The organism is Sphingomonas sp. Leaf198, assembly GCF_001424005.1.
GTDB lineage: Bacteria > Pseudomonadota > Alphaproteobacteria > Sphingomonadales > Sphingomonadaceae > Sphingomonas.
The window spans coordinates 623324-644811 of sequence record NZ_LMPX01000002.1; the positions used below are offsets into that span (position 1 = coordinate 623324).

Here is a 21488-nt window from a genome sequence, read left to right on the forward strand (position 1 = left end):
CCCTTTTTTGGCCCGTTCTTTGGAGAGCATCGATGCCGTTGACCGCCGATGCCGACATCAAGGCTTTGCTCGAAGGCGCACGAACGATCGCGTTGATCGGCGCCTCCGACCGCCCCGATCGCCCCTCCTACGGCGTGATGGCCAAGCTCCAGGCGCACGGCTACCGGGTGATCCCGATAAACCCGCAGATCACCGGTGAGCATGTCCACGGCGAGTTCGTCTTTCGCGACCTGTCGCAACTCGGCGATCCGATCGACATCGTCGACATCTTCCGCAACTCGGCGGCTGCCGGTGAGGCCGTCGACCAGGCCATCGCGGCGGGGGCAAAAGCGGTGTGGATGCAGCTTGGCGTCATCAACGAAGACGCTGCCGCACGTGCCGAAACCGCGGGACTGAAGGTGGTGATGGATCGGTGTCCGGCAATCGACATTCCCCGGCTTGGTGTCGCCAAGATTGACGCAACCACCAGCGAATGACGCTTGCTACCCCGGCCGATCGCAGTCAGGCTGCGGATCTGGCTGGAGGCGCTCATGCTCGCGATGCTGCTGTCGTTACTGATCGAGGACCCGCTGATCGCCACCGCAAAGGCGCGCATGGCCGCCGAGAAACCCTGTATCCAGAGCGCTGACGAGACCGATATCACGGTCTGTGGGATGCGACATGCCGACCGGTTCCGTGTGCCGCTTGCTACGCGTGTCGTCGAACGTCGGGATATGGTAACCGAACAGCGGTCAGCTTTGGTCCATGCGCGTACGCCGATGGAAGATATGGGGCCATTTCTGGTAGGCGGGGGTAGCGCTGGCGTGCGGGCAACCGTTGGCTTCGGTCCCGGCGAGGGCTCCGGGGACGTTAAAGCCGGCGGGATGCGTCCGACAGCACCGTGACGGCCCGATGATCATAACCGTCCTGCTCTCGATGCTCGCGCAAGCCGCACCAACGGCTGCGTCTACGCAAACACCCCTGCCCGAGCGCTTTTCGATTTTGGTCGATCCATGTGCGGCGGCGTCGAAGGACGGCAGTGAGATCATCGTCTGCGGTGGCCCCGCGGCGAACAGCCCGCGCCTGCCGCTGCCGGACGAACGCGGCCCGCCCGACCGTGCGGTCGCGTCCAATCCCGAACTCAGCGCCGTCCGTGCGCTGCAACTGGAGGGCACGCCCTGCGCGGCCAGCCAGCGCGGATGCCAGGTTGGCTTTGGCCCACCGATCGCCCCGATCGCAAAGGCGGCAGTCGGACTGATCAAGAGCGCATTGGCGAAGAAACCAGACAAGCGTGGTCGCGTGCCGATCGACCTCGACGGCCCCGTCGGCACCGTCAACTAAGGCTTTGGAGACGCTGTGATCCTGCTGCCGATCCTGCTGCAAACCGCCGTGCCTGCCATCCCGATCGTCGCTCCCCCGCCGCAGCGCTGGTCGATCCTGAACCCGCCGGCCTGTCCCGGTTCGAGCCCGACCGAAATCATCGTCTGCGGCGGCAAGGGGACGGCCGAGCAACGCCTTCCGCTACCCAAAGAACGCCCGCCGCAGGATCGACCGCGCCAGCCGACCGGCGATCCGCGTGCTGCGCTCGACAATGCGGGCCCGGTGTGTCCGCCGGGTGGGTGCACCGGGGTCGATCTGCTGACGGTGCCGGTGGTGCTGATCCGCGGCATCGGCGCGCTGATCGATCCGCATAGCTGCTGCGAGAATGGCGAGGGGAAGGATGCCATGGCGCTGGTGCGCGATGTCGGACGGAAGTTCCGCAAGAAGCCGGACACGTCGAACCGCATGCCGATCGTGCTGAATGATCCGGTGAGGTAGACGCGCCTCCGCTGACAAAGGCAGAATGTTGCCCCGCGAAGGCGGGGACCCAGTCTGGATTCCCGCCGTCGCGGGAGAACAAGGAGGAGGTTGCCTAGCTGTCCTCCACTCCGGCTAAGGCCGGGGCCCGATTGGGGGACGTTAGTAACGAGGCGCATGGCCGCTACTGCGACCTTTCCGATTGGGCCCCGGCCTCCGCCGGGGTGGTAGCCTTTAGGCGGGCGTGGCGGTCATTACCGCCCTCCCCTCAATCCAGAATATGCATCCACATCGGCTGGCCCACTAGGCTCTGCGACCCGCGCAGTTTCTCCAGCGCCTGCGCGATCGAGCGTTCCGGGCTCTCGTGCGTCACGATCGCTACCAAAACGCTGCCATCGGCGATCGCGCCGCGCTGGATCAGGCTCTCGATCGAGACACCCGCGTCGCGCATCGCCGCTGCGATCTCGGCCAGCACGCCAACCCGGTCCGCGACGGTGAACCGCAAATACGCACGCCCCCTCCGCTCGCCGCTGTCCGCCTTGGGAGCGGCGGTCAGCGACACCACCGGCATCGCGAACGGCGGACCGAACTCGCCACGCGCGATGTCGATCAGGTCGGCCACTACCGCACTCGCGGTCGGGCCATCGCCCGCGCCAGCGCCCTGGAACAGCAACCGGCCGACGAAATTGCCCTCCGCCACGACCGCGTTCAGCGACCCGGTGACGTGCGCCAGCGGATGATCGATCGGCACCAGATGCGGATGGACACGCTGGAACAGTCCGTCCGCGCCCGCTTCCGCCAGCCCGAGCAGTCGCACGCGATACCCCAACGCCGCCGCCTCGGCGATATCCGCGCCGAGCAGATGCCGGATGCCGCTGATCGCAACGTCGTCGAACGCCGGCTGCGTCCCGAACGCGACCGCCGCAAGGATCGACAGCTTGTGCGCCGCATCCACGCCGTCGATGTCAAAGCTCGGATCGGATTCGGCGAACCCCAGCGCCTGTGCTTCGGCGAGCACCTCGGCAAAGTCGCGGCCTTCCGATTCCATCTTCGACAGGATGAAATTGCAGGTGCCGTTGAGGATGCCGTACACGCGAGCGATCTCGTTGGCCGCAGCGCCCTCCCGCAGCCCCTTGATGACCGGGATGCCGCCTGCGACCGCCGCTTCGAATTTAAGCGCGACCCCGGCCGTCTCCGCCGCCTGCGCGAGTTCGAGCCCGTGATGCGCGATCATCGCCTTGTTCGCGGTGACGAAGTTGCGCCCCGCCGCCAGCGTGCTGCGCGCGAGCGTCAGCGCAGGTCCGTCGGAACCACCGATCAGTTCGACCACGACATCAGCCCCCGGCTGTTTCGCCAGCGCCGTCGTGTCATCGACCCACGCAAACCGCGACAGATCGACGCCGCGATCCTTGCCGCGGTCGCGCGCGGAGACCGCGACGATCTCGATCTCGCGACCAGCCCGCCGCGCAATCAACTCGCGGTTGGCATCCAGCAATCGGATCACACCGCCGCCAACGGTTCCCAGACCCGCAAGGGCCACGCGCAATGGTTCGCTCATTTTCGTCCTCCACTCGCGCGTCCGGTTACGTTTCGCGGACGTTTTGCGCAATCCTGATGACGCACGCGCGCGGCGCCCCTATCTGGGCGTCATGTCCGGCCGCTTCGATCACCTCCCCAACCGTCGCACGATCATAGATCGCCGCGCCGTCGCCGAAACGATTGCCGCCTTGGAAGGCGTCGATCCCACCGCGCTTCGCCGCGACGCAACTGCCCTGCTGAAAGCCGCGCTGGAGAAGGGCCGGGTCGAGGTCGAACGTCGTCTGGTCGAACACCCCTCGCGGGGATTGGAAGCATCGAGTGCGCAGGCATATCTCATCGACGCGCTGCTCCGCATCCTGTTCGATTTCACTACACAGCGGCTCTATCCGCTCCCCAACCCGACGAGCGGCGAGCGCCTGACGCTGATCGCAGTCGGCGGCTATGGCCGCGCGGAGATGGCACCGCATTCTGACGTCGATATCGGCTTCCTCACCCCCGGCAAACAGACGCCCTGGGCGGAGCGCGTGATCGAATCGATGCTCTACGCGCTATGGGATCTCGGACTGAAGCTCGGCCAATCGAGCCGATCGCTCGACGAGATGGTCCGCCAGGCCAAGAGCGACGTCACCGTCCGCACCGCGCTTCTCGAAGCACGCTACGTCTGCGGCGACACCGAACTGTATGAACAGGCGTCGCACCGCTTCAAGACCGAGGTCCAGGCCGACACCGCGCGCACCTTCATCGCCGACAAGCTCGCCGAGCGCGACGCGCGCCACCGGAAGATGGGCGACACGCGCTATGTCGTCGAACCCAACGTCAAGGAGGGCAAGGGCGGCCTGCGCGATCTTCACGCATTGTTTTGGATCGGCAAATACATCTACGACGTCCAGCGCGCCGCCGAACTGGTCGGGGTCGGACTGTTCACCAAGGCCGAATATCGGCTGTTCCACCGTGCCGACAATTTCTTCCAGGCGGTACGCTGCCACCTGCACAGCATCACTGGGCGCGCCGAGGACCGGCTGACGTTCGACCTGCAACGCGAGATCGCCGACCGGATGCGGTTCTCCGACCGACCGGGAAAGTCGAAGGTCGAGCGGTTCATGCAGTTCTACTTCCTGCAGGCAAAGACCGTCGGTACGCTCAGCGGCGTCTTCCTCGCGCATCTCGACGAAAAGTTCGCGGCACGCGGCCGGCGCTTCGGATTACCGACGATCCGCCGTTCGCCGCGGAAGCTCAATGGCTTCGTGCTCGATCGCGGACGGTTGGCGCTACCGAGCGACGACTTCTTCCAGGCCGATCCCGAACGGCTGATCGAGATCTTCCAGCTCGCCGACAAGCATGGCGTCGAGATCCACCCGCTGGCTATGCGCGCCGCCGCTCGCGACGCGAAACTCGTCGACGACGTGCGCAACAGTCCAACCGCCAACGCCCTGTTCCTCGACGTGCTGACCTCGCCGCGCGATCCCGAGCTCGTGCTGCGCTGGATGAACGAGGCAGGCGTGTTTGGCCGGTTCGTGCCCGATTTCGCGCGTGTCGTCGCGCAGATGCAGTTCGACATGTATCATCACTATACGGTCGACGAGCACACCATCCGCGCGATCGGGCTGCTAGCACGGATCGAGAGCGGCGTTTTGAAGGAGGATCATCCTCTAGCCAGCGCCATCTTCGAACAGATCGTGTCGCGACGCGCGCTGTACGTCGCGGTGCTGCTGCACGACATCGCCAAGGGCCGGGGCGGCGATCACTCGATCTTGGGCGCGGAGGTGGCACAGCGGTTATGCCCACGTTTCGGCTTAACACCGGCCGAGACCGAGACCGTCGCCTGGCTTGTTCGCTGGCATCTCCTGATGTCGGCGACGGCGTTCAAGCGTGATCTCAGCGACTTCAAGACGATCCTCGACTTCTGCGACGTAGTGCAAAGCCCGGAGCGGTTGCGCCTGCTGCTGACGCTGACAATCGTCGACATCCGTGCGGTCGGGCCCGGAGTGTGGAACGGCTGGAAGCGCCAGTTGCTCGGCGACCTGTACGAGGCGGCGGAGGAGGTTCTGCGGCTTGGTCACAAACAAAAGGGGCGGGCCGAGCGGATCGCCGCCAAGCAGGAGCATCTGCGCGACGCACTTGGCTGGGACGAAGCGACGTTCGCGACGCTCGTCCACCGCCTGCCCGAAGCGTATTGGATCGCCGAACCGGAAGACGTCCTCGCGCACAACGCCCGCTTCCTCGCCGCCACCGGCGAAGCTCAGCTCGCGATCGACGCGCATGTCTATCCGGGGCGCGGCGCGACACTGGTGACGATCTACGCGGCCGATCACCCGGGGCTGTTCTACCGCATCGCCGGTGCGATCCATGTCGCTGGCGGCAACATCATCGATGCACGGATCCATACCACCCGTGACGGCATGGCGATCGATAATTTCCTCGTGCAAGACCCGTTCGGACGGCCGTTCGACGAATCCGGTCAGCTCTCGCGGCTGAAGACCGCGATCGAGGATGCGCTCGCCAACCGCGGCAAGCTCGCCGACCGGCTGGTGGCCAAGCCATTGCCCCGCACGCGCGCGGAGGCGTTCGACATCGTCCCGAATGCGCTGGTCGACAACAAGGCGTCGAACCGGTTCACGGTGGTCGAAGTCAATGCGCGCGATCGACCGGCGCTGCTCAACCAGCTCGCCAACGCGCTGTTCCAGTCGAAGGTAACGATCCACTCCGCGCATGTCGCGACGTACGGCGAGCGCGCGGTGGATACATTCTACATCACGGATTTGACGGGCGACCGGATCACCCAGCCCGCTCGGTTGAGAACGCTGGAGCGACGGTTGCTGGCGGCGGCTGCAGGTGAAGAGATCGATCTAGCGGCGTAATCTCGCCTCGTTCTCCCGCGAAAGCGGGAGTCCAGGGCAACGGAACGCAGCGCTTGGTATCCTGGACTCCCGCTTTCGCGGGAGAACAAGAGGCTGTGCCCTCGCGCCTCTCATAGACACGAAAAAGCCGGCCCGCAGCGAACTGCGAACCGGCTCTTCACGCAGTCACCCGATCAGAAGCGCGAGCGCAGCGTTAGGCCGTAGGTGCGTGGCTCGGCGAGGAATGCCGAGTAGAGCGCGTTGCCGGTGCCGCCATAGGCTGCAACGTTGGCCGAAGACCCCGCGCCCTGGAACGGCGTGTTGAACGCGACCTGGATGTAGTTCTTGTTGAACACGTTCTGCGCCCAGAATTCGAGCGCCCAGACCTGATCCTTGCCGCGCAGACCGACGCGCGCGTTGACCACAGCGAAGCCGTCCTGCTTCTTCTCCGGGGCCAAGTCCGATCCCGTATTATAGTCGGATGACAGGCGGCTATCGACGTAGAACAGGCCCGACATGCCGTTCGCACCGATATCCGGAGTCCATGCAAACGACGTGGTGACGACGTTCTTGGGCGCATTCGACAGCTGGCTGCCCGGCAGCAGGAAAAGTGCGCGGTCGAGCGCTTCACCGGTCGTCGAACTGCCGATCAGGTTCTTGCGGAAATGCGTGTCTGCATAGGTGTAGCCTGCGGTGAACGTGACCTGCTTGATCGGCGACATCGTCGCTTCCAGTTCGACGCCCTGCGAGATCACGCCAGGCTTCTTCGAGCGGTTGGTCGGGCATGTTCCCGTCTGCGCGCCAGTAACGGGGTTGAAGCCATTGTCCCTGTCGAGCCCGTTGAGATTGTCCTTACACGCCTCGATGTTCTGAACGACGAAGATCGAGCCGTTAAAGGTGTTGAGCTGGAAATCGGTGAACTCTTCACGGAACGCGGCGACATTGAAGGTGAAGCCACGCGTGTTGAACTTCGCGCCGATCTCGTAATTGTTCACCTTCTCCGCGTTGAAGCGCAGGCCAGACGCATCGGCGTTGCTACGCGGCGAGAGCACGCCGTTGACGCCACCCAGATCCGAGCGATCGAGGTTGTAGCCACCCGCCTTGTAGCCCTTCGCGTACGATGCGTAGGTCAGCAATTTGGTGAACGGCTTCCACGACAGGACCGCGGTGCCGGTGAATTCACCGTCGCCGAAACTGTCGTTCAGGTTCAAGGCGTTCAGCGCGGGGCTGGAGTTACCCGTGCAGGTCAGCGTGACGATGCCCTGCGCGAACCCGGTGGCGCCGCTCTGCGTCAGCGTCAGCGGTGCGAGTGCCGCCTGCTGGATCGGGCAGACGGTGTTGTTGTTGTTGAACTTGGCGTTGAACTTCTTCGTTTCATGCGTGTAGCGCAGACCGCCGGTCAGCGACAACGTGTCGGTCAGATGCAGGATATTGTGTGTGAAGAACGCATAATTCTCGCTCTTCTGGCGATAGATCGAGCCCGAGTCGCCGACGTTGTTGACGCCGCCGCCAAGGCCCGGACCGCCGGTCAGACGATCGAGTGCCGACGTGATCAGGCCACCTGCCGGACCAAAGGCGCCGCCAATCGTCGCGCGTCCAGCGGCGCTCATGCAGCCCGGATTGTTCTGGTTCTGGAGCGCAGCAACCGGGCTGACCGTTGCGACGAGGCGGCAGGCAGCGAATTGCCCGTATTGCGCGCCGAAGACGACGTTATCGACCAGCTTCAGCTTCTCGTTCGAGTAGAAGCCGCCGACCAGCCAGTCGAGCTTGTCGTTGAACAGCGAGCCCTGCAGGCGCGCTTCCTGCGTGAAAGTCTTGAACTGGCGGTACGCGTTGCCGTCGCCCGCGCGGTGCGTGAGGTCGACGTTGGTGTAATCGACATCGCCGGCATTGCCCGACTTGTATTGGCGATACGACGTGATCGACGTCAGCGTGGCGCCGCCGAGATCCCAGTCGGCCTGCAACGAGCCGCCATAATCCTTGGTCGTATTCCGGAACGTCTGACCCGGCGTGATCGCGACATCGCGGTTGAACGGATCGGGCCTGTTGCCGGCCAGCGGGAACGCCGCGCCCTGGCGACGCAGGATATCGACGATGCGGTTGGTGGCGTTGTTGACCACCGCGCCATCTGCGTTGACCGTTCCGAAGAACGGCGCGACGCCCGCGGCGTTCGGCGTGGGATCGGTCGTCTCGACTTGGTTGTAATACACCGCACCGCAGCAGCTTTCCTTGCGGTGCGAATAATCACCGATCAGGCGGAAGCTCAAGGTCTCGGTCGGCTTGAACAGCAACTGCCCGCGAACGAAATAGCGATCGCGGTCATTGACGCGGCTTTCGCTGCCGTTCGCCGCCGTGACGTTCTTGTAGAAACCGTCGCGCTTCACGAAGACGCCGTCGACGCGGAAGGCGAGCTTGTCGGCGATCAGCGGACCGGTGATGCCGCCGGCGAGGCGCTTCTGATCGTAATTGCCATAGGTCGCCTCGGCGTTGCCGTGCCAGTCGAACTCGGGCGAGCGGGTAATGATGTTGATGAGACCCGCCGAGGCGTTGCGACCGAACAGCGTACCTTGCGGGCCACGCAGAACCTCGACGCGGTCGATCTCGCCCAGTTCGTTGAGACCGACGCCGGTGCGGCTGCGATAGACGCCGTCGATGAAGACCGCGACCGAGCTTTCGAGGCCGGGATTGTCGCCCACCGTACCGATTCCGCGAATACGCGCGGACGCGTTCGATTCGTTACCGGTCGACGAGATGAGCAACGACGGCGCAAGCTGGTTGAGCGAGCGGATGTCGCTGCCGCCCGAATTCTGGAGCGCTTCCTGGCCGACCGCCGAAACCGCGATCGGCACGTTCGACAGACGCTCGGAGCGGCGGGTCGCGGTAATCACGATGTCGCTCGCATTGACCCCGGCGTCGGCATCGGTCGCCGCGGTGGCCGCACGCGTCGTGTCGGCATCCGTCGCCGCATTGGTCTGGCCGGCGACCGATGCGTTCGCCGTTCCCTGCGATGGCGTGGCCTGCGCCTCGACGGTCGAGGTCGCCTGCTGCGCGAGTGCCGGTGTTACAATGGCCGCAGTCGCAGCAGCGGACAACAGATATGCGATCATACGCATCGGCACTCTCTCCTGATGTGTTCGAATGTTTTCGAACTTATGGTTTGGAGCATTGGTAGAGAGATTACGCCCTGCGCGTCTAGTGATTTCCGCATACGGAAATAGATTTTCGAAGATCGTGTCTCCAAACCGCCACACCGTGGCAGCGGCCAAACCCTAGTTTCAAATTGCAACGTTTTGTCCGGCGGCGTTACATGGCGTTACCGAACGACCTTGGAGCAGACCAACGTACCGGCTCAAGCCAGCCGCATGTGCCAGGCAGCGCGCAATATGTTTGGCAGCAAAGCATCGTTGCGGCCGTGACGCCGATCCTGCGGATCGCCGCGACGGCGACCAGCTGGACGCTCCCGTCGCCTGACCGATGCGCGCCCGGAAGAATTGCAGACAAGAAAAAGGCCGGCCAGTCCGTCGGGACCAACCAGCCTTTCAAAGCTCACATCGTCGCGGCACGAAGCCGCCACGCAGTTACTTGGGTGCGAGCACCATCAGCATCTGGCGGCCTTCCATGCGCGGATACGCCTCGATCTTGGCGATCTCCGCGACATCGTCCTGAACGCGCTTCAACAGATTCATGCCGAGCTGGCCGTGGCTGAGTTCGCGACCGCGGAACCGCAGCGTGATCTTGACCTTGTCGCCCTCGCCGATGAAGTCGTTCACCTTCTTCATCTTCGTGTCATAGTCATGGTCGTCGATATTCGGACGCATCTTGATCTCCTTGATCTCCTGCGTCTTCTGCGACTTGCGTGCGAGGTTCGCCTTCTTCTGCGCCTCGTACTTGAACTTGCCGACATCGAGGAACTTGGCGACGGGCGGATCGGCGTTGGGCGACACTTCGACCAGGTCGAGGCCATGCTCGGCTGCCTGCTCGATCGCTTCGCGCGTGTACATCACGCCCAGATTCTCGCCCTCGTGATCAATCACGCGGACCTTCTGGCTCTGGATGAATTCGTTGAATCGCGGGCCGTTCATTGCGGGCGTCTGCATCGGCCGGCGTATCGTGGGAGGACGTATGGGGGTTGCTCCTGAAGTTTCAGACAATATTTGGGCCGGTCTATAGCGCAGAAACGTGCGCCCGAACAGATGGCGAATAGCCGGCCCCGTTGGATCACATATCGGGTGCGCGTGCCTCGACCGCAAGACGCGCGATCGCCTCGTCGAGCGTCAGGATGGTTTGTGCCTGGCTACCTAGCGTGCGGAGCGCGACCTTGCCCTCCTCGGCCTCGCGCTTGCCGACGACCAGCAGGTTCGGCACCTTCGCAAGGCTGTGCTCGCGCACCTTGTAGTTGATCTTCTCGTTGCGGAGATCGGTTTCGACGCGGATCCCGGCCGCCTTCAGCTTCGCCGCGACCTCCAGTGCATAGTCGTCGGCATCCGACACGATCGTCGCCACCACCGCCTGTACCGGCGCGAGCCAGAGCGGGAAGCGACCGGCATGATGCTCGATCAGGATGCCGAGGAAGCGCTCGAACGTGCCGAGGATCGCGCGATGAAGCATGACCGGGCGATGCCGCTCGCCGTCCGCGCCCACGTACGACGCGTCGAGTCGCTCTGGCAGCACGTAATCGAGCTGCAACGTCCCGCACTGCCACGTCCGGCCGATCGCGTCGGTCAGGTGGAATTCGAGCTTCGGACCGTAGAACGCCCCCTCGCCCGGCAGCTCCTCGAACTGAAAGCGATCCTCCATCAGCCCGGCAAGCGTCAATGCCTCGCGCAGATCACCCTCCGCGCGGTCCCACAGCGCGTCGTCGCCGGCGCGATTGTCGGGGCGCAACGCAAGCTTCACCATGTAATCGGCGAAACCCAGGTCGCGGTATACCGCGTCGAGCAGTTCGCAGAACGCGCGCGTCTCGGCGACGATCTGCTCGGGCGTGCAGAAGATGTGCGCGTCGTCCTGCGTGAACTGGCGGACGCGCATGATGCCGTGCAGCGCGCCGTGCGGCTCGTTGCGGTGGCAGCAGCCGAACTCGGCGAGCCGCAGCGGCAGGTCGCGGTACGACTTGATCCCCTGGCGGAAGACCTGGACGTGCGCGGGGCAGTTCATCGGCTTCAGCGCCATCAGGTCGCCCTTGCCGGTCAGCACGGGGGCGTTCGGATCGATCCCGGGCACCTCGTCGGGGACCACGAACATGTTCTCGCGAAATTTGCCCCAATGGCCCGACGCCTCCCAGAGCTTGGCGTCCATCAGCTGCGGCGTCTTGATCTCGGCATAGCCGGCCGCGTCGAGCTTGCGGCGCATATACGCCTCGAGCTGGCGCCACATCACCCAGCCCTTGGGATGCCAGAACACCGAGCCCTGCGCTTCGGACTGCAGATGGAACAGGTCCATTTCCTGCGCGATGCGGCGATGATCGCGCTTGGCCGCTTCCTCAATCCGCAGCAGATGCGCGTCGAGCTGCTTCTTGTTGAGCCAGCCGGTGCCGTAGATGCGGGACAGCATCGCGTTCTTCTGGTCGCCGCGCCAGTACGCGCCCGACACGCGCGTCAGCTTGAACGCGGCGGGGTCGAGCTTGCCGGTCGAGGCCATGTGAGGCCCGCGGCACATGTCGAGCCACTCGCCCTGGCGGTAGATCGTGAGTTCCTCGCCCTCGGGCAGTTCGGCGGCCCATTGGGCCTTGAAGCTTTCGCCCTGCTGCGTCCAGCGGTCGATCAGCTGCTGGCGCGACCAGACCTCGCGCAGGAACGGCTCGTTCCGGGCGATGATCGCGCGCATCTCGGCTTCGATCGCGGGCAGGTCCTCGTCCGTGAACGGGCGATCCTTCGGCGCGAAGTCGTAGTAGAAGCCGTCGTCGGTCGCCGGACCGAAGGTGATCTGCGTGCCCGGGAACAGGTGCTGCACCGCTTCGGCCATGACGTGCGCGAGATCGTGACGGACCAATTCGAGCGCATCCGCCTCGTCGCGCGCGGTCACCAGCGCGAGCGCGGTGTCGCCCTCGAACGGCCGGTTGAGATCGCGTACCTGCCCGTCGATGCGCGCGGCGAGCGCGGCCTTGGCGAGGCCCGGCCCGATCGCCGCGGCGACATCCGCGGGGGTAGTCCCGGGCGCAACCTCGCGGACGGAACCGTCGGGCAGCGTGATTCGGAACATTGCAGACATGGGAGACTTTCTCTCGGGATGACGTGCGCGGACCGATCCGCGCACGGCGTGTATATAAGGTGATACGCGCACAGGGCTACTCCAGACGGACATGCGCCGGACCGGGGAGTGCCTGGGCGTTTTGGGAGAGTGCGATGCTGGGTCTGCTGATGATGCTGTCTGCCGCTGCCGCGCCTGCTGCTGGCCCTGCTGGGACATGCGCGCCGCCGAGGTTGGCGGCCTGCCGCGATACGAACGAGCTGGTCATGGCGCCGGCGTTCACCGCCGCGGTCCGAAGGTTCATCGGCAAGCGTAAGGCGTCGTATCTTTACGCAAACGGCGACGTCGCGGATCAGCAGATCGAGGTGCTGCACGGGCCACCCGACGAACCGACGCGGATCGGGGAACTGTACCGCTTCACCGCGTGCCGCGCGCACAGCTGTCCGGAGAAAGGCGCGACGGTGCTCGATCCAAGCGGGAAGATCGTGGCGCTGGCGATCCTTTATACGCCGTGCGCGACCACCGACGCGCGCGACTGCAACCGGCGCGACGATCTGGTCGTGTTCATGCGGGAGCGGGATCGGTTGCAGCGCGTGGAGGTGGTGGCGAATTTACGCGCCTGGGCGGTGGAGCAGGTCGCGGGGAGCTATACGGTGCCGGGGCAGCCCAAGGTGCCGTTCGGCGGAATGCAGGTGATCGATCCGATTGCAGCACAATAGCAGGCGATCGTACCGCAACTACCTCCCCGGCGAAGGCCGGGGCCCAATTGGGAGAACGTCGCTAACGGAGGATTGCACCCCGTTACTACCACCGTTCCAATCGGGCCCCGGCCTCCGCCTGGGTAGAGCAAGGTCAGATGCAATCAGATGCCTCGCTCAGACCACCCCGAACGGCACGACATGGTTCGCCTGCGTATGCCCGATCTCCGCCCGTCCCAAATACGGCACCCCCATGTCCCGCGACCAGCGGATCATCATGTAGTCGAGCGTCTCGCCCCAAGGCGGATCATTATCCTGCACCGCCGTTACCGCACCCAGCCGCAGCCCCGCAACCCCCTTCAACTGCGTAGCGTTGGCGACTTTGAACAACATCCGGTCGATCGCATACAGCGGCTCCGACACTTCCTCGACGATCAGCACGTGATCGGTCAGGTCGGGCAGCCACGGCGTGCCGATCAGCGACGTCAGGATGCTGAGGTTGAACGCCGCAGACGGCCGCCCGTCGAGCCCCGGCTCCAGCCCAGCCCGATCGCCGCGCACCATCCAGCCGAGCGACCGTGCGACCGTCGCCTCGCCGTCATGCCGGTTGATGTCGCTGACCATCGGCCCGTGGACCGGCCGCCCCATCCGCCGTGCGTACAGCGCGCCGAGCAGGAAGCCCACGTCGGAATAGCCGAGATATGTCTTGTGCCGCGCCGCACGGCCGAGTTCGGGCATGACCATCGCGAGGATCCGGTTCGCCCCGTAGCCGCCACGCAGGAACCAGAGCGCATCGAACGCAGGATCGTTGGCGTATTCGAGGAACGCCCCCGCCCGCCGAAAGTCCGAGCCGGCGAAATGGCCGTCGGTCTCCAGGCACTGCGGGTGAAAGACGAGTTCAACCTCGGGGAACGCGCTAGCCGCATACGCGGTGATCTTGGCGATCGCCGCGGGATTGGTTCGGCTCGACGCGGCGAGGACACCGATGCGCATTGTTGTTCCCGACCTTGCCCCGTTACCAAACCGCCCATATCGCGGGCCGATGGATATCAGCAAACCCTGTTTCTTCGTTGGCATCGGTGGCTCGGGCATGATGCCGCTCGCGATGATCCTCGCGGGCCGCGGCGCGACCGTCGCGGGTTCGGACCGCAACCTCGACCAGGGCCGCGTCCCCGCCAAGTTCGACGACCTCGCTGCAAAGGGCGTCGCGCTGTTCCCGCAGGACGGCAGCGGGATCGTCACGGCCGACCAGCTCGTCATTGCCTCCGCGGCGATCGAGGCGACCGTGCCGGACATGATCGCCGCGGACGCGTTAGGCTGCACGCGCTCAACCCGCGCGGCCATGCTGGCGTCGCTGTTCAACGACAGCCGCCTGTCGATCGGTGTCGCGGGCACGAGCGGCAAGTCGACCGTCACCGGGATGATCGGCTGGATCCTCCACGCCGTCGGGCGCGATCCGACGGTGATGAACGGCGCGGTGATGAAGAACTTCGCAACCCCCGACGCGCCGTTCGCGAGTGCGCTGGTCGGAGAAGGTGAAGCGTTCGTCAGCGAAGTGGATGAGAGCGACGGATCGATCGCGGGCTATGCGCCGAAGATCGCGGTGCTGAACAATGTCAGCCTCGACCACAAGTCGCTCGAGGAACTGCGCGTGCTGTTCGGGGACTTCATCGCCAAGGCCGAGACGGCGATAGTGAACGCGAACGATCCCGATGCGGCGGCGCTCGCGGCGCGCCTGCCACGTGGTCAGGTCACGACGTTCGCGATCGACGCGTCGGCCGATCTGCGCGCCGAGAATTTGAAGCCCGAGCCGTTCGCGATCCGCTTCGACATCGTCTCGCGCGGTGTCCGGACGCCGGTGAAGCTTGCCGTCCCCGGCCGACACAACGTGTCGAATGCGCTCGCCGCGATCGGTGCGGCGATGGCGGCGGACGTATCGCTGGCCGATGCGGTCAAGGCGATCGCGGGGTTCACGGGCCTGCGCCGCCGTTTCGATCTCGTCGGAGAGGCGGGTGGGGTCGCGGTGATCGACGATTTCGGGCACAACCCCGACAAGATCGCCGCGACGCTCGATACGCTCCACGCGTTCCCTGGGCGACTGCTGCTGTTCTTCCAGCCGCACGGCTATGGCCCGTTGAAGGTGATGGGGCCCGAACTCGTCGCCACCTTCGTCGAACGGATGGCAGAGGACGACGTGCTCGTCCTGCCCGACCCGGCCTATTATGGCGGGACGGTCGCGCGCGAGGTCACCAGCGCCGACATCGTCGCGCAGATAATGGAGGGACGTCGTGACGCGCGGCACATCGCCGACCGCGCCGAAGCCGCCGCGGCGCTGGTCGCGGAAGCGCGTCCGGGCGACCGCATCGTCGTGATGGGCGCGCGCGACGACACGCTGAGCGTGCTCGCCAGCGGCATGGTCGACGCTTTGGCCGCACGGTGATACGATCACCGCTTAGGAGACCAATGATGTTCCGCCGCCTGTTCCTCGACCACCCCGACACCGTCGGCGAGAGTTACACCGAGCATTTCGGCGTCGCCGGGCGGTTCGGCATAACGATGATCAAGGGCGGCCTCGGTGCGCTGGTCCACGCGTTCGTGCCCGCGTGGTGCAAGACGCGCGGGAGCGACACGGTCGCCGAACTGCACCGGCAAATGGTCGAGAAGCGCGGCGCGGTGGCGGCCGATCAGACGCAGATGAAGACGGTCGAGTTCATCATTTAAAGCGCTTGAAAAAAGCTATCCGTCGACAGCCGCTAAAATAAGATGTGAAGATTGCGAACGTCGAACTCGCCCACCCAGCAAGTGAGACACGGTCAGTTGCGCTTTTCCTTGCTTGGCGTATAAACTGAAATGGCCGGGCGTCTTCCCGACGCCCGGCGGAAATGATTGATGATAGTTATTTCACCCCCAACGGGGCTGCGAGGTTGGCAGGTGTCCAGACCTGTTTCCCCCGGTAGCCTTTAGGCTCAACTAGGTATTATGATCCGCATTGGCGGTCTCCTGGTCTGAGTGCGATGATGATCCGACAGACGCGGTAAGCAAATCTGGGTCTGTCGGTTCATTCCATTGAGGCGGCAACGGTTGATCCGTCAGCCACCAGAAATACATGTTGTTGCGCTTCGAGGTGCGGAACCGAGGATCCTTCGATACCGTCGAACGAAAATTGTTCAGCGGATCCGTTCCACCGATCTCTGCACCTTTCGCCTGCACTTCCTCCATCAACCGGACGATCGGCAGAGGCTCTTGATGCTGCATCAGCACTAGTTCGGCTGCATCGCCTTGAGATAGCTTACGACTATCTGCGGTGCGCTTTACCGCAGCGTCCAAAGCGCGTGCCGCTGCAACCTTAACTGGCTGCGCGTGAGGGCTGGCCTCGAAGAATGGTGCCCCGCCCAGACCTACAACTGCGTCATCGAAGGCTTTGAATGCCGCATATGCCGGCGTAGCCTGCAGTGCCTCATAGGCCTGCTGACGCAAATCTCTCGCCTTCTCCAGCCATGACGAATCCACCATCGGTCGCTCCTATTGGGTCGTTGTAACAGGTTTGGGATTTGGGTCAAACCTTATCACCCAAACTTATGCCACACCCCCAACCGTCTCGTAATGTTCCATATCATTCGTGCATGTAGAAGTGCGATCCGCCTGGGGGATATCATTGGATGCGCAGTTCATGGGTTCGGCTACCAACAGCAGCGCAGCCAAGCTAAGGCGAGGCAATGACCGACACGCTTCCATCCACGCCCACGCCTCCCGTCAAGGAGCGCCCTCGCCTCGCCTATCATCACACGCCTGGAACGGGTCCGACCCTGGTGTTCCTGTCGGGCTATGCGTCGGACATGAACGGGACCAAAGCGGTCACGCTCGAAGCCTGGGCGAAGTCCGAGGGGCGCGCGTTCCTGCGGTTCGATTATGGGGGGTGCGGCCAGAGTGAGGGGGCGTTCGAGGACCAGACGCTGGTCGACTGGCGCGACGACGTGCTGGCGATGATCGACGCGCTGGCCGAGGGCTCCGCGATCCTGCTCGGATCGTCGCTGGGCGGGTGGCTGATGTTGATGGTGGCCAAGCTGCGCCCCGACCTAGTCAAGGGGTTGGTCGGGATCGCTCCGGCGCCCGACTTCACCGACTGGGGTTTCACCACCGACGAGAAGATGACGCTGCTCAGCAATGGGCGGCTCGAGCGCAAGAACCCCTATGGTCCCAAACCGACGGTATATACCCGCGCATTCTGGTCGTCGGGTGAGGCGAACCGGCTGATGTTCGGCGAGATCGCGTTCGATGGTCCGGTCCGGCTGGTCCAGGGACAGCGCGATCCGGACGTGCCGTGGCACCGCACCGCGCGCCTCGCCGAGCTGTTGCGTTCAGCCGACGTGCAGACGTGGCTGGTCAAGGACGGCGACCACCGCCTGTCGCGCGACAGCGACATCTCCCTCATCATCCGGGCGGTCGAGGATGTGATCGCCGCCCTATGATCTTGATTTTGCTCGCTCTCGCTGCGGCTCAGACCGCTGGCCAAGCCACTGGCCAGACCTCTGGCTTGGCGCCGGCGCAGGCCGGGCCGCTCGATATCCGCACCGACCGGTTGCAGCGCTGCATCGCGCTCGTCCAGACCGATCCGGCGGCGGCGCGGGCCGAGGCGGCGCGGTGGCGGATCGCGGGCGGGCGCTTTGCCGCGCGCGAATGTGCGGGGCTCGCATTTGCCGCGGAAAAGGCGTGGCCGGCGGCGGCGGGCGAATTCGAGGAGGCCGCGCGGGCGGCGCAGCTCGCCAAGAATGCCGGCGCTGCGACCTATTGGGCGCAGGCGGGCAATGCGTGGCTGGCGGCGGCCGACCCGGCCAAGGCGCGTGTGGCGCTCGATTCGGCGCTGACCGCGGGGACGCTGACCGGCTTGCCGCTGGGCGAGGCGCAGCTCGATCATGCGCGCGCGCTGGTCGCGACGGGGGACCTGGAGTCGGCGCGGACCGATATCGATCTGGCGCTGACCAATGCGGCGGACGATCCGCTCGCGTGGCTGTTGTCGGCGACGCTGGCGCGGCGCGAGGGCAATCCGGCGCGCGCGAAGAAGGATATCAGCGAGGCGTTGCGGCGGTCGGCGGACGATGCTTCGGTGCAGCTGGAGGCGGGGAATATCGCCGCGCTGGCGGGCGACGAGGACGGCGCGCGGGCGGCGTGGGGTCAGGCGGCTCGGCTGGCGCCGGATACGCCGGTGGGGCGTAGTGCGGTGGCGGCGTTGAAGCAGTTCGACGGGCAGGCTAGCGCGCCTCGTCCCAGCACGCCGATCGGACGCTAGCGCCCGCTTCCTTGTTCTCCCGCGAAGGCGGGAGCCCAGACTGGGTCCCCGCCTTCGCGGGGAAACAAGCTTCCTTGGGAGCCCTACCCTTTCACGCCACTCCAGCCGTTCCTATCTGCTGGTCCGAACAACCCTCGGAGCCAGCATGAAATATCTCCACACGATGATCCGCGTGACCGACCCGGCGAAGACGATCGCGTTCTTCGAGACGCTCGGCCTCAAGGAGGTCCGCCGGATGGAGAACGAGAAGGGTCGGTTCACGCTGATCTTCCTGTCGGTCCCGGGCGACGAGGGTGCCGAGGTCGAGCTGACGCACAATTGGGACCCCGAGGAGTATGACGAGGGTCGCAACTTTGGTCACCTCGCCTACCGCGTCGACAACATCTACGACACCTGCCAGCGGCTGATGGACTCGGGCGTGACGATCAACCGGCCGCCGCGCGATGGTCACATGGCGTTCGTGCGGACGCCCGACAACATCTCGATCGAACTGTTGCAGGCCGATCGTCCGCTCGATCCCGCCGAGCCGTGGGCGTCGATGCCGAACACCGGCAAGTGGTAACACGCTGATGCTTGATATCGTCCGCGTCCCCGTCCTCTCCGACAATTACGCCTGGCTGATCCACGACACCGTCTCGGGCGAGACGGTGGTGGTCGATCCGGGCGAGGCGGGGCCGGTGATCGCCGCCGCGAAGAAGCGCGACTGGCGGATCGACCGGGTGTGGACGACGCACTGGCATCCCGATCATACCGGCGGCAATGCCGAGATGAAGGCGTATGGCGCAACCGTCGTCGGCCCGGCGGCGGAGGCGGACAAGATCCCGACGCTCGACGAGCAGGTCGGCGAAGGCGATGTCGTCCGGCTGGGTGCGCACGAGGCGACCGTGATGACGGTGCCGGGGCATACGCAGGGGCATATCGCGTTCCACTTCGCCGACGATGCGGCGATCTTCACCGGGGACACGCTGTTCGCGATGGGCTGTGGGCGGCTGTTCGAGGGCACGCCGGCGGACATGTTCGCGAACATGCAGCGATACGCGACGCTTTCGGACGAGACCGAAGTGTTCTGCGGGCACGAATATACGCAGAGCAACGGGCGCTATGCGTTGGTCGCCGAGCCGGACAATGCGGACATCGTCGCGCGGATGGTCGAGGTCGATGCGGCGCGCGCGAAGGGTGAGCCTACCGTGCCGACGACGATCGGGCGCGAGCGGGCGACCAACCCGTTCCTGCGGGCGACATCGGTCGAGCAGCTTGCGGACTATCGTGCGGCGAAGGATGCGTTTCGCGGATAAAGAGCGCATGAGGGTGGCGGGGATTTTGAGGAGCGTTGCGATGCGGATGCGAACCCTGCCACTCTTGATATTGCCGGCCGTCATGCTCGGTGCCTGCACGCAGACCCAGGCGGAGGTCGAGCGCGCGCAGGTCCGCGAGGCTGGCGTGCAGGAGAAGCTGGCGAAGGAACTCGCCGGGCTGGTACCGGGCAAGCCTGAATCGTGCATCAGCCAGTTTCCGCAGAAGCAGAGCTCGGGCTACGGCGCGACTATCCTGTACCGAGTGAATCGGGGGCTGGTCTATCGGAGCGACACCGTGGGTGGCTGCGAGGGGATCGCGCGCGGCGATATCCTGGTGACACGGACGCCAAGCGGGCAGCTGTGCCGCGGCGATATCGCGCAGACGTTCGATCAGACCTCGCGCTTTCCGACCGGGAGTTGCAGCTTTGGCGACTTCGTGCCGTATCGGAAGCCATGATGCGCGCGCTGTTCCTCGCGGCGTTGGCGCTGCCTCTTCTCGCCGGCCGATCGGACCCGCTTGAGGGGCGCATTGCAGGGGCACCGGTGCGGTGCATCGACCTTCAGCAGCTCAACGGGCCTGAGATCGTCGATTCGCAGACGATCCTGTATCGGCAATCGGGCAAGCGGATCTGGAAGACGGGGCCGGTCGGCGAGTGTGCTTCGTTGCGGCCGCTCGATACGTTGATCGTTGACGTCTATGGCGGGCAATTATGTCGGAACGATCGGTTTCGGACGGTGTCCGGGGGTATGTCGATTCCGTCGGGATATTGCCGGTTCCGGGATTTCACGCCGTACGACAAGGTGAAGTAGGGGCGTCCCACGCTACACACTCGCCACCCCGGCGGAGGCCGGGGCCCAGTTGGGGGACGATGATGGCGCAAGATAGCGCTCCGTTACAACGACTTTTCCAACTGGGCCCCGGCCTCCGCCGGGGTGGTAGAAGTAAGGCCGAACGTCGCCCCCCTCCGTCATCCTGACTTTCGTCAGGATGACGGAGGGGCGGGAGGGCTCAGTCCTCGAATACCGCCGCCCGCTTTTCCATGTTCGCGCGGACCTGCTCGACCTGGTTGGGCGTGCGGATGACCTTCAGCTGCTCTTCGGTTTCCGCGTGGAGTACCGCCACCGCGTCCGCATCCGCCGCGAGGTTATAGAGCGCTTTCGACCCGCGGATCGCGTGGGGGTTCCTCGCCGCGATCTCGCGGGCGAGCATCATTGCCTCGCCGAGCGGGTCTTCGGACAGCCGCGTGACGAAGCCGTAGCGCAACGCTTCCGCGCCATCGAACTCGCGGGCGGTGTAGGTGAGCTCGCGGAGCACGTCGTCGCGGGCGAGCGTGCGCCATAACGCGATGCCGGCCATGTCGGGGACGAGACCCCAATACGTCTCGCGGATCGCGAAGCGCGCACCCGGATGCGCGATGCGGATGTCGGCGCCCGACATGATCTGGAAGCCGCCGCCGAACGCGACGCCGTGGACTGCGGCGATCACCGGCATCGGCAAGGTGCGCCAGCCCCACGCGACCTGCTGGACGAGGTTGGCACCCTCCTCGGTGCGGTCGCCTAGCGCCAACCCCGAGCCGCCGTTCGCCATCGATGCCATATCGAGGCCGGCGCAGAATGCCTTGCCCTCGCCCGAGAGGACGACGCAGCGAACGTCCGTCATCCCCTTGAGCCGGTCGATCGCGGCGGCGATGCCTTCGAACATCGCTGGGTCGATCGCGTTCATTTTGTCGGCGCGCGCAAGGCGGACGTCGGCGATGCCCTCGGTGACGGTGATCGTGACCCGGTCGTTCATAGTAGCGATCCTCTCGATCTTTGCGCGAACGCTAACCGCGCCTGGGTCCGCCCGCAATGTTGCGCGCGGCCACCCGGC

21 protein-coding genes are annotated in these 21488 nt (G+C 65.1%); 14 read left to right on the forward strand and 7 right to left on the reverse strand.

The features are described from left to right. Positions 1–32 precede the first annotated feature (32 nt). The 4 genes from ASG20_RS09905 to ASG20_RS09920 are packed head-to-tail and all read left to right on the forward strand — an operon-like array spanning position 33 to position 1797. On the forward strand, positions 33–476 hold the full coding sequence (locus tag ASG20_RS09905; protein WP_056051527.1) for a CoA-binding protein: 444 nt from the start codon (positions 33–35) through the stop codon (positions 474–476). A 54-nt stretch (positions 477–530) separates the two neighbouring features. Further along, on the forward strand, positions 531–884 hold the full coding sequence (locus ASG20_RS09910; protein ID WP_156364208.1) for a hypothetical protein: 354 nt from the start codon (positions 531–533) through the stop codon (positions 882–884). A 7-nt stretch (positions 885–891) separates the two neighbouring features. Continuing rightward, complete coding sequence (locus ASG20_RS09915) at positions 892–1320, forward strand: hypothetical protein (protein WP_056051531.1); 429 nt, start codon at positions 892–894, stop codon at positions 1318–1320. A 15-nt stretch (positions 1321–1335) separates the two neighbouring features. Then, positions 1336–1797, forward strand: coding sequence for a hypothetical protein (locus ASG20_RS09920; RefSeq protein WP_056051532.1), 462 nt, complete (start codon positions 1336–1338; stop codon positions 1795–1797). 247 nt (positions 1798–2044) lie between these two features. Here the strand turns inward: ASG20_RS09920 and ASG20_RS09925 are convergent, their stop codons facing one another. Further along, complete coding sequence (locus ASG20_RS09925) at positions 2045–3334, reverse strand: homoserine dehydrogenase (RefSeq protein WP_056051534.1); 1290 nt, start codon at positions 3332–3334, stop codon at positions 2045–2047. A gap of 91 nt (positions 3335–3425) precedes the next feature. Between ASG20_RS09925 and ASG20_RS09930 the strand changes: the two genes are divergently transcribed. Then, a complete protein-coding gene (locus tag ASG20_RS09930) occupies positions 3426–6173 on the forward strand; it encodes a [protein-PII] uridylyltransferase (RefSeq protein WP_056053000.1) in 2748 nt (915 codons plus the stop codon). A 173-nt stretch (positions 6174–6346) separates the two neighbouring features. On the opposite strand, the gene ASG20_RS09935 is transcribed toward ASG20_RS09930, so the two are convergent. The 3 genes from ASG20_RS09935 to thrS all read right to left on the reverse strand — a co-directional run bounded on the left by ASG20_RS09935 (position 6347) and on the right by thrS (position 12359). Continuing rightward, on the reverse strand, positions 6347–9265 hold the full coding sequence (locus ASG20_RS09935) for a TonB-dependent receptor (RefSeq protein WP_056051535.1): 2919 nt from the start codon (positions 9263–9265) through the stop codon (positions 6347–6349). A 465-nt stretch (positions 9266–9730) separates the two neighbouring features. Then, positions 9731–10249: a translation initiation factor IF-3 gene (infC, locus tag ASG20_RS09940; RefSeq protein ID WP_056051537.1), complete on the reverse strand. Its 519-nt coding sequence runs from the start codon at positions 10247–10249 to the stop codon at positions 9731–9733. Between the two features lie 121 nt (positions 10250–10370). After that, positions 10371–12359, reverse strand: coding sequence for a threonine--tRNA ligase (gene thrS / locus ASG20_RS09945; RefSeq protein ID WP_056051539.1), 1989 nt, complete (start codon positions 12357–12359; stop codon positions 10371–10373). Positions 12360–12493: 134 nt separating this feature from the next. Between thrS and ASG20_RS09950 the strand changes: the two genes are divergently transcribed. Beyond that, the gene (locus ASG20_RS09950) at positions 12494–13057 is read left to right on the forward strand and encodes a hypothetical protein (protein WP_056051540.1); all 564 of its coding nucleotides are present in this window, start codon (positions 12494–12496) and stop codon (positions 13055–13057) included. A 156-nt stretch (positions 13058–13213) separates the two neighbouring features. Here ASG20_RS09950 and ASG20_RS09955 read toward each other — a convergent pair whose 3' ends face one another. Beyond that, positions 13214–14029 carry an LD-carboxypeptidase gene (locus ASG20_RS09955; RefSeq protein ID WP_056051541.1) on the reverse strand — a complete coding sequence of 272 codons (816 nt, stop codon included), beginning with the start codon at positions 14027–14029 and terminating at the stop codon, positions 13214–13216. A 49-nt stretch (positions 14030–14078) separates the two neighbouring features. Here ASG20_RS09955 and ASG20_RS09960 point away from each other — a divergent pair, with 49 nt between their 5' ends. Together ASG20_RS09960 and ASG20_RS09965 are read left to right on the forward strand one after the other, a co-directional pair. Further along, complete coding sequence (locus tag ASG20_RS09960; RefSeq protein ID WP_056051543.1) at positions 14079–15476, forward strand: Mur ligase family protein; 1398 nt, start codon at positions 14079–14081, stop codon at positions 15474–15476. Positions 15477–15502: 26 nt separating this feature from the next. Continuing rightward, the gene (locus ASG20_RS09965) at positions 15503–15757 is read left to right on the forward strand and encodes a DUF6356 family protein (RefSeq protein WP_056053003.1); all 255 of its coding nucleotides are present in this window, start codon (positions 15503–15505) and stop codon (positions 15755–15757) included. 249 nt (positions 15758–16006) lie between these two features. On the opposite strand, the gene ASG20_RS19380 is transcribed toward ASG20_RS09965, so the two are convergent. After that, positions 16007–16549, reverse strand: a complete 543-nt coding sequence (locus ASG20_RS19380; protein WP_133030296.1) for a hypothetical protein — start codon at positions 16547–16549, stop codon at positions 16007–16009. Positions 16550–16752: 203 nt separating this feature from the next. On the opposite strand from ASG20_RS19380, the gene ASG20_RS09975 reads away from it, so the two are divergent. From ASG20_RS09975 to ASG20_RS10000, 6 genes are all read left to right on the forward strand, one after another. Then, positions 16753–17505: an alpha/beta fold hydrolase gene (locus ASG20_RS09975; RefSeq protein WP_056051547.1), complete on the forward strand. Its 753-nt coding sequence runs from the start codon at positions 16753–16755 to the stop codon at positions 17503–17505. Continuing rightward, a complete protein-coding gene (locus ASG20_RS09980; protein ID WP_156364210.1) occupies positions 17502–18323 on the forward strand; it encodes a hypothetical protein in 822 nt (273 codons plus the stop codon). The genes ASG20_RS09975 and ASG20_RS09980 overlap by 4 nt, the downstream gene beginning before the upstream one ends. A gap of 145 nt (positions 18324–18468) precedes the next feature. Continuing rightward, entirely contained in the window at positions 18469–18885 is a 417-nt protein-coding gene (locus tag ASG20_RS09985; RefSeq protein WP_056051549.1) for a VOC family protein, read from the forward strand. A 7-nt stretch (positions 18886–18892) separates the two neighbouring features. After that, positions 18893–19618 (forward strand): hydroxyacylglutathione hydrolase, encoded by a 726-nt coding sequence (gene gloB, locus ASG20_RS09990; RefSeq protein ID WP_056051551.1) that lies wholly within the window; start codon positions 18893–18895, stop codon positions 19616–19618. Between the two features lie 40 nt (positions 19619–19658). Next, complete coding sequence (locus ASG20_RS09995; RefSeq protein WP_231420247.1) at positions 19659–20075, forward strand: hypothetical protein; 417 nt, start codon at positions 19659–19661, stop codon at positions 20073–20075. Further along, positions 20075–20428 carry a hypothetical protein gene (locus ASG20_RS10000; protein WP_056051552.1) on the forward strand — a complete coding sequence of 118 codons (354 nt, stop codon included), beginning with the start codon at positions 20075–20077 and terminating at the stop codon, positions 20426–20428. Before ASG20_RS09995 ends, ASG20_RS10000 begins: the two co-directional genes overlap by 1 nt. 199 nt (positions 20429–20627) lie before the next feature. On the opposite strand, the gene ASG20_RS10005 is transcribed toward ASG20_RS10000, so the two are convergent. Beyond that, a complete protein-coding gene (locus ASG20_RS10005; RefSeq protein ID WP_056051554.1) occupies positions 20628–21410 on the reverse strand; it encodes a crotonase/enoyl-CoA hydratase family protein in 783 nt (260 codons plus the stop codon). Between the last annotated feature and the right edge of the window lie 78 nt (positions 21411–21488).